This is a genomic window from Paenibacillus lutrae, from assembly GCF_009757775.1.
In the GTDB taxonomy this organism is placed as follows: Bacteria; Bacillota; Bacilli; order Paenibacillales; family NBRC-103111; genus Paenibacillus_F; species Paenibacillus_F lutrae.
The window spans coordinates 32,120-40,021 of the sequence record NZ_RHLK01000024.1 but is presented as its reverse complement, the minus strand read 5'-3'; the positions used below and the strand labels follow the sequence as shown (position 1 = coordinate 40,021).

General features: G+C 51.0%; 6 protein-coding genes. 2 read left to right on the top strand and 4 right to left on the bottom strand.

From position 1 onward, the window contains the following. Positions 1-160 precede the first annotated feature (160 nt). Positions 161-697 (bottom strand): DinB family protein, encoded by a 537-nt coding sequence (locus EDM21_RS23520; protein WP_157338814.1) that lies wholly within the window; start codon positions 695-697, stop codon positions 161-163. Between the two features lie 292 nt (positions 698-989). Then, on the bottom strand, positions 990-2,045 hold the full coding sequence (locus EDM21_RS23515; RefSeq protein WP_157338813.1) for a CotH kinase family protein: 1,056 nt from the start codon (positions 2,043-2,045) through the stop codon (positions 990-992). 1,212 nt (positions 2,046-3,257) lie between these two features. On the opposite strand from EDM21_RS23515, the gene EDM21_RS23505 reads away from it, so the two are divergent. Next, positions 3,258-3,944 (top strand): hypothetical protein, encoded by a 687-nt coding sequence (locus tag EDM21_RS23505; RefSeq protein WP_157338811.1) that lies wholly within the window; start codon positions 3,258-3,260, stop codon positions 3,942-3,944. A gap of 220 nt (positions 3,945-4,164) precedes the next feature. Continuing rightward, positions 4,165-4,827, top strand: coding sequence for a DUF2642 domain-containing protein (locus tag EDM21_RS23500; protein WP_166542158.1), 663 nt, complete (start codon positions 4,165-4,167; stop codon positions 4,825-4,827). A 77-nt stretch (positions 4,828-4,904) separates the two neighbouring features. Here EDM21_RS23500 and EDM21_RS23495 read toward each other — a convergent pair whose 3' ends face one another. Beyond that, on the bottom strand, positions 4,905-6,221 hold the full coding sequence (locus EDM21_RS23495) for a lipid II:glycine glycyltransferase FemX (protein ID WP_157338810.1): 1,317 nt from the start codon (positions 6,219-6,221) through the stop codon (positions 4,905-4,907). 1 nt (position 6,222) lies between these two features. Next, the gene (locus tag EDM21_RS23490) at positions 6,223-7,743 is read right to left on the bottom strand and encodes a UDP-N-acetylmuramoyl-L-alanyl-D-glutamate--2,6-diaminopimelate ligase (RefSeq protein WP_157338809.1); all 1,521 of its coding nucleotides are present in this window, start codon (positions 7,741-7,743) and stop codon (positions 6,223-6,225) included. Positions 7,744-7,902 lie beyond the last annotated feature (159 nt).

Genomic DNA, 7,902 nt, shown 5'->3' with positions numbered 1-7,902 from the left:
TACCTTCAATGATTCTGGATAGTGTTTAAAGGTTTGTCCCTTATGCGCCATGAAAAAATGCACCCCTTAGAATTCATCGGAATAACCAAGGGTTTTTCCAATGTCTATTCTAAGGGGTGCACTTCATATTGAAGGAAGCGGGTTTATTTGTGTATCCGGACTACAAGGCCGGGTCATGCGCCTGACGGATTCGTTTTATTTGATGGAGATGAGCCCACTCATGAAAAGCGCTGAAAAGCACCCACTGGCAGACGTTAAGCTCTACACCGAGCGGATGCCTGGCGGTGATGCCGTTGGTTGCCCGGCCGGCCAGCTCCGGCAGGCATGCTTTCAGCCGGCTTCGAACCTCCGCTAACCTGCACAATCCCTCGTCTAGTCCCCAAGTTCCGGCAGGAACCGCTTGCGGCGGTGACTGCTTCTTGGTACCGAGCAGCCCGTTCCGCCGGAAAATCTCCGTAATATCGACGATTTTGTCCTCTTCACTCTCAGACGGCTTTGATGGAGCATCCCGCAGCATTTGGCCGACCGTGTGAATCACCTGCTCTTCCACGATACACAAATGCTCCACTATTTCACTTATATTCCATCCGCCTTCATATTCGGTATACTCGCGTTCATTCTTGCCGAATGCCGACAAGGCTTCCAGCAGTTCCTTCCGTTTCTTATCCAGAAAAGGCTCCAATTCTGCAAATAACATTGCGGGCACCTCCCTATTCATCCTCCTGCTCTCTCATTTCTATTCGTCAAAAAAGCCCGCAGACCCTTTCCTGACAGAAAGATTGCCTGAGGCTTCCTCCGTGCCCGCTTACATCAGAACAACCCGCGCCGGTCCGCGGATTTGGCGGCGATGAGGCAAATCTTCACCCCTCTTCCATGACTTCCGTCCGGTAACAGGCCGCCCGGCCGAAGAGGGCCGGTACGGGCAAAATAGGACCCCGCATGTACCGGCTGCGGGGTCCTATCGGCTTTTGGCACAGAAGACAAACAAGTTATAACGATCTTATCCCTTCCTTCATGTCTTTACGTCTGTCTTCTATATACTTCTTAATGATGCCCGGCTCGGATTCAAATACGGATATAGGCCATTTGCGGCTGCGGTCCTCATAAATATCGGGAATAAGCCGGCTGTGAAGACGATGAACGATCGGCATAATGGCGTCTGTAGTGAAAGAAGTTTCCAATAGATTAGACAGTACGGTTTTGTACTGTTTACGAATGGCCGGGTACGAGAGCAGCTTCCGTGTTAGCGTGTTGTAACCGGTAATCCGGACAAGATCGCTGTCCACCCGCTTGCCGTAGCAATTCCTCCCCCAGGTTCCTTCATAATCCCAAGGGATCATCCGGTAACGCCGGGTAGCCTTGTGCTCGTATATCGCATAATTATGTTCAAAACCGTCGTAATTCCCGGTCATAACGGCCCCGGCCAGCCAGCGCAAGTAATTATTGACATCCATCTGTTTCGTTAACAGCCGCTGCAGCCGCTCCCCCTTGAATGTATTTAAAGAGCGGATGAACAGTTCCAGACGCGTACGGTCTTCTGCCGAGCCTTTAATAAGATTATATCCTTCGAATAACGAGCGCTTCGGCTTTCCCGTTTCGGGATCGGTAGGCGAGAAGCCTGCACGATCATTACTGGCATACATCAACGATCGCGCGATTATTCCCCTTCTCCGGAAAAAAGAGCGTTTGACCGCTTCTATAAGTAAATAGATCCCTTCATTTCTTCCATTGATCCAAATAACGATATGACGGGTATGCGGGCTGGGTACTCCGATCATCTGGAAGTAACGAAACGACAGTGCGTTGCGGATCAAGGAAGGATCGTCATATTCCGCGTTCAAATGATAGGTCTTTCCTTGTAACCGGATCTCATACGATTTCTTAGCGTACTCGCGGGTATGTCCTCCCCGGTATCTGATCTGAATAGGTATCGCGCTGCGTCCGTCTGAAAGTGAGGCTTTGACAAACTCGCGGCTCCATATATTCCGGCTCAGCTGCTGTTTCTCTTCCGTCCCGATCGTAATATGGAACTTAGGAAGCGACATAGGTTTTTTCCACCTTTCGCTAAAAGCAAACAGCCTATCCCTAGGGATAGGCTGTTCTTGTAAGTTACCATATTCGATACGAATGCAGGACGGCACGGCGGTTGTCATCCTTTAGAACGGGTTCCGGCTGGCACCGGTCATCTATCATTCACTTCGCTGTCAGATCCAGCGAATAGGCCGGATGCATTTGCCGTAGGAACGGTTCCCTTTGGTTCCGTGCGTACGGTTGCCGCCAGTGCGGTCTCCTCTCGTTCCGTGCGTGCGGTTACCGCCGGTGCGGTCTCCTCTCGTTCCGTGCGTGCGGTTGCCGCCGGTGCGGTCTCCTCTCGTTCCGTGCGTGCGGTCGCCGCCGGTGCGGTCTCCTCTCGTTCCGTGCGTGCGGTCGCCGCCGGTGCGGTCTCCTCTCGTTCCGTGCGTGCGGTCGCCGCCGGTGCGGTCTCCTCTCGTTCCGNTCACATGCATGACACTGACCAGGATCGTTTCATCACTCGTTCCGTGCGTGCGGTCGCCGCAGGTACGGTCTCCTCTTGTTCCGTGCGTGCGGTTGCCGCCAGTGCGGTCTCCTCTCGTTCCGTGCGTGCGGTTACCGCCGGTGCGGTCTCCTCTCTTTCCGTGCGTGCGGTCGCCGCCGGTGCGGTCTCCTCTCGTTCCGTGCGTACGGTTACCGCCGGTGCGGTCTCCTCTCGTTCCGTGCGTGCGGTTACCGCCGGTGCGGTCTCCTCTCGTTCCGTGCGTACGGTCGCCGCCGGTGCGGTCTCCTCTTGTTCCGTGCGTGCGGTTACCGCCGGTGCGGTCTCCTCTCGTTCCGTGCGACCCGTGTTTTCTTTTACTTGTAACGGCCTGCGCTTTCTTCTCTTCCTCTTTCCACCATTCTTCGAACAAATCCGGGAATTGCTCCATATGATTTGCCTCCCTCTATTAAGATAGTACATCCTATTCTTTTATTTTCAGAGCGGTATAGTCATAGGTTTACTCTTTCATCAAATGAGAGATTATCCGTTACCTTTTGCTCAGGGAGTATAAGCGGATTCAATAATAAATAGATAGACAACCAGTACCAATTGATATACGGCACATATAAATAGATTACAGATAGAGCGAAATGACAAATGAAAGGAGGCGGATCATCTCGCGCTGCCGGCACCAAGTCTCTATATGAGAAATACGTAAACGAGTCAACCACAAACTTATTATTGAGAGGGGAAAGCGTATATGTCTGCTAACGAATTGGGATATGCTACGAAGTTGATTGGCGAAGAAGTCAAAGTAAACCGGGGCGGTCCGGATTCCATTACAGGTAAATTGATTCACGTGCACTCTGACTACCTTACTGTACAAACCAATGAAGGAGTCGTATATATCAACGCTTCTCATGTCAAAAGCGTGACCGAAGGTGGAAGCAGCAACGTTTATGCCGAGAATCCGAAATCCATATCCGCTTATGATTTCTATGATCTTCTTAAGAAGTTTCATCAGAAATTTGTACAAATCAACCGGGGCGGCCCTGAGAAAATCGAAGGTGTCATTGTTGAGGTCAGAAAAGACTATGTTGTGCTGGTCGTTAAGAACGAAGTCGTCCGAATCTCGGTTTTCCACATTAAAAGCATCAGCCTCGCAGGCAATAAAAGCGGCGGCAACAAAAAAGATGGAAGCAAAGGCAACAACAATAACCAAAGCAAAGGGAACCAATCCAAAGGCAACCAGACCCGCGGAAATCAAACTCGTGGAAATCAAACTCGCGGAAATCAAACCAGAGGAAACCAGACTCGGGGAAATCAAACTCGCGGAAATCAGACCAGAGGAAACCAGACTCGGGGAAATCAAACCCGCGGAAACCAAACCCGCGGGAATCAATCACATGGTGCACACAGCAACAGTATTTTCCGGATGTTCTTCTAAGGGATGAACGTTGATTGATGCCAATCAACCTCCTCGACCTGCATTCCAATCCCCACCGCACAATCCCATCCGAATTACAATGGCGGCCGCACAATAACGGCCGCCCTCCCTGCTAAAACCGTTCGGCTTCCCGAGGTTAGGCAGAGAACTATGAAGAAAGTAACGTTGGAAAGAGACCGAGCCTTCAATCTGAACATTTGAACTGAAAGGAGGACTTAGGGTGAAGCTGCTGCACTCTTTTATAAGCAAATACGTAGATATTGGGTTGTCCGGCAAAAAACTGCCCATCCGGGGCTGTTTAATCGATGTAGGGAATGATATTCTCGTCGTTCATAATGGCGCACAATTCATTTACATCCCGACGATCCATTTGCAGCATATGACGTTAAGCGAAGATCCGGCTAACAACCTTACCGTGAAACCGGAAATGCCGTTCGATCATTCGGATATCGCTTACCGCAAAATTCTAATGAATGCTAAAGGTATTTTTGCAGAAATCTACATTTCGGGAACGCAATCCGTCCATGGTTATGTCACCAGCATCATGAATGATTTCTTCGTTTTCTTCTCCCCGGTATACCGCACGGTTTACGTATCTCTTGAACATGTCAAAACCATTACCCCTTATGAAACCAATACAACACCTTATTATTTAAGCCAGGACCGCTTCCCGCTCCAGCCGACAGGAACAACGTTATCCAGGACGTTCGAGCAACAGCTCAAAAAGCTCATCGGTGAATTGGTCGTGTTCGACCTCGGTGAAGATTCCAATAAGATCGGACGTTTAAATGCGGTTGAGAACAACATGCTCGAACTCATCACAGCCAATGGCAAACATTTATTTATGCACACCAGCCATGTAAAAACCATTCATATCCCGTAACAGCTAACTGAAGAGGGGACAAGAAGTTTACGTGCAGACTACGTATCGGATGGATACCGGGTCTGTGCGCTTTTTCTCTAACTCCTGCGGAGGCTCCTCAGCCGCTTCCGGACGCTGCGCAGCATAGGAAACACGGTTGTCCACAGCTTGTACAGCGGCTTGTTGAACACATACGTGAATTCCCCTGCAAACTCAACGAATTGACCCCCGAATCCCTTCTTGAATGCGTAAAGCCCCCAAAGGGGATTGTCCGGAGATACATCCCCCGAAATACCTCCGAAATCGTATGTCGTACAGCCTCTGCGTTTGGCTTCACGGATCATTTCCCATTGCAGCAAATAGTTCGGCATATAGTCGCGGAATACGTTGTCGCTCGCGCCGTATACATACCAGGCTGTTGTGCCGGCAAACGTCTCAATGGCTCCAGACACGATGAGCCCCTCCGGATGAGAAACTTTCATTTCTTCCATCTCGGCAATCGATTGCGAATATTTGGCTATTCTGCTCTTGTAAACTTCCAATTTACTGGATATTTCTACAAATTTATCTTCTTCCACAAGATTCTCCGCATCTTTCGCGAGCCGTTTCTCCAGGTTTCCAGCTTCCTGCCTGACCTGCTCAAGCCCCTTCTTCAGATGTTCAATTGCCCGTGACGGGTTGATCTTGGCTACATAAAGTTCAGCTAATCCGGCTGGATGCAGTTCCCTGTACAAGCGCTTGAAATAGTCGGCATCCCGGGTAACGAAACCGTCTCTTTTCCCCGTCACCGCCATAATCCGGGCAAAGGTGCCGATATCAGCCTCTGTGCCTTTAACGATCTCTACCCCTTTGCGGGCAGCCAGCCGGATATTGTATAAGGTTTTGCGGTGAAAACCGTCCATAAGAACCGATTCTTCATGCTCCAGCGGCAGTTGAAAAGTAAACCGGGGCTGAACGCCGTTAAAATCAAGTTCTTCCCCGTTATGAAGATAGCCCAGCTTCTTCATCCGTTCTACAGCTTGACCCGGCTTTCCTCCAAGCTCAATGTCTGCTTGTTGATTGTCACGCACAGCTACGGCAAGCTCGGGATCCAAGATCAGGAATACGATCCGCTGCTTGCGGGCCCAGTCACGAATTCCCCGGGTCATTGTCTCCACAACCCCAGCATCGTTGTAATCGAGGAGATAACCGCGGGGTGCGTAGCCGATGCTATAGCGGGTCTTCGGGATCGACCGCAGCAGCACCAGCGACGCCCCCACAATTCTATCGCCGTTCATGACGCCCACTCTTCGCATCTGCCAGCCCGAAGCACGTTTCAGCTCCGCCCAGGCGGTGGTCTGCATAAAATGCGCCGAATACGAATTCAATACAAAATTGTCGAATGCGCCTGCATCTATTTGATCGGTAAACTTCATGTTAATGCTTCCTCCTTTTTCCGGACGGTTCGGATTCAAACTTGGCGGCCTTCAGCCATTCCAGGGCCACTTCGGCATCGTCAAAGGGGACGGACCGGTTCTCCGCAAAGATTTGCCGCTGTTCATGGCCTTTACCTGTTATAAGCACACAATCTCCTTCCCGTGCATAAGAAAGCGCCCGGTAAATCGCTTCTCGCCGCTCCACGATGCCTTCCCACCGCGGTTCATCCTGAGGAGGAATTCCCTTCGTCATATCAGCCAGAATCGCCTCGGGATTCTCTGAGCGGGGGTTATCGGATGTGAGTATGGCCCAGTCCGACAGACCCGCCGCTATGGACGCCATTAACGGCCGTTTCGCTTTGTCACGGTCTCCCTCACAGCCCGCTACTGTGATAACCCCGCCTCGGCTGATTCGGCGAGCAGTCTCGATCGCTTTCTCAAGACCGTCCGGATTGTGGGCATAGTCAACAATCACATGAAACGGCTGCCCGTCATCGATCCGCTGGAACCGGCCTGCGAGGCCTTCAAAGGAAGCCAGGCTCCTGCGGATATCTTCGAGCGGAATATCCTCTGCCAGACAGGCCGCTATGGCCGCCAGCGCGTTGTACACGTTGAATTCGCCGGAAATACGAAGGCGTATGTCAGCCTCCCCGACAGGCGTCTTTACGCGGAAATATGTCCCGTCCGGCCGTATTTCAATGTCACGGGCCCGGACATCCGCCTGTTCGCGTATTCCGTACGTAAACGTTTGTACCGCAGTCCGGGCCGCTAAATACGCCGAGGCAGGATCGTCCGCATTAAGGATCGCGGTCTTCTCTTCCTCACCGGCATAGGAATTGCCGAGTCCCGTGAACAAGAGGGCTTTATCCTCCAGATAACGGCCCATGTCCCGGTGATAATCCAGATGATCATGCGTAAGATTCGTAAAGACCGCCGTTTTGAAATCGCAGCCTCTTGTTCTTCCCATGGCAAGAGCATGCGAGGACACTTCCAGGACGGCGTATTCCGCTCCCCGGTCTTTCATCTTGCGAAGAAATGCCTGCAGCTCAATAGCATCCGGTGTCGTATGTGTCGTCTTCTCCACATACGCATCTATCTTCATGGTTAAGGTACCGATCAGCCCGGTACTATGACCATAGTCGCTCAAAATGCGTTCAATCAGATGAGACGTAGTCGTTTTGCCGTTCGTACCCGTGACCCCGATCAATTTCATTCCATAAGAAGGATGCTCGTAAAATTGATCCGCCAAGATTGCCATGGCTTTACGGGTGTCCGGAACGATGATATAAGGAATCCCGGGAGGTCTATTCTCTACGATCCTTTCAGCAAGAATAGCCGAGCACCCTTTCTGTGCCGCATCCTGAATAAATATATGCCCGTCCGACTTCGTTCCGGGCAAACATACGAACATGTCCCCTGGACGAATTGTATCCGAATTGGCGCTTAGTCCGGTTATGTCGGTATCTGTATAGCTCTCTATCTGCTTATTTCGCAGAGGTTTCAGCAATTCCATTATGTTCATAGCGCCGTCAGTCCTTTACTTAATAGTTTCGTTTACATTCTTCCGAGCTTAAAGGACACTTGTTTCGCAGACATTTCAGAATGTTTCTAACTTGTAAAGCTTGCTGCCGGAATATTATTCCACGCTGTACAAGCGCAAAAAAGACGCTGCCAGCCGGAT

Bases quoted from the DNA above. Each gene is read 5' to 3' on its own strand.
- EDM21_RS23490 (WP_157338809.1), bottom strand. From the start codon at position 7,743: ATGAACATAATGGAATTGCTGAAACCTCTGCGAAATAAGCAGATAGAG.
- EDM21_RS23520 (WP_157338814.1), bottom strand. From the start codon at position 697: ATGTTATTTGCAGAATTGGAGCCTTTTCTGGATAAGAAACGGAAGGAA.
- EDM21_RS23505 (WP_157338811.1), top strand. From the start codon at position 3,258: ATGTCTGCTAACGAATTGGGATATGCTACGAAGTTGATTGGCGAAGAA.
- EDM21_RS23515 (WP_157338813.1), bottom strand. From the start codon at position 2,045: ATGTCGCTTCCTAAGTTCCATATTACGATCGGGACGGAAGAGAAACAG.
- EDM21_RS23495 (WP_157338810.1), bottom strand. From the start codon at position 6,221: ATGAAGTTTACCGATCAAATAGATGCAGGCGCATTCGACAATTTTGTA.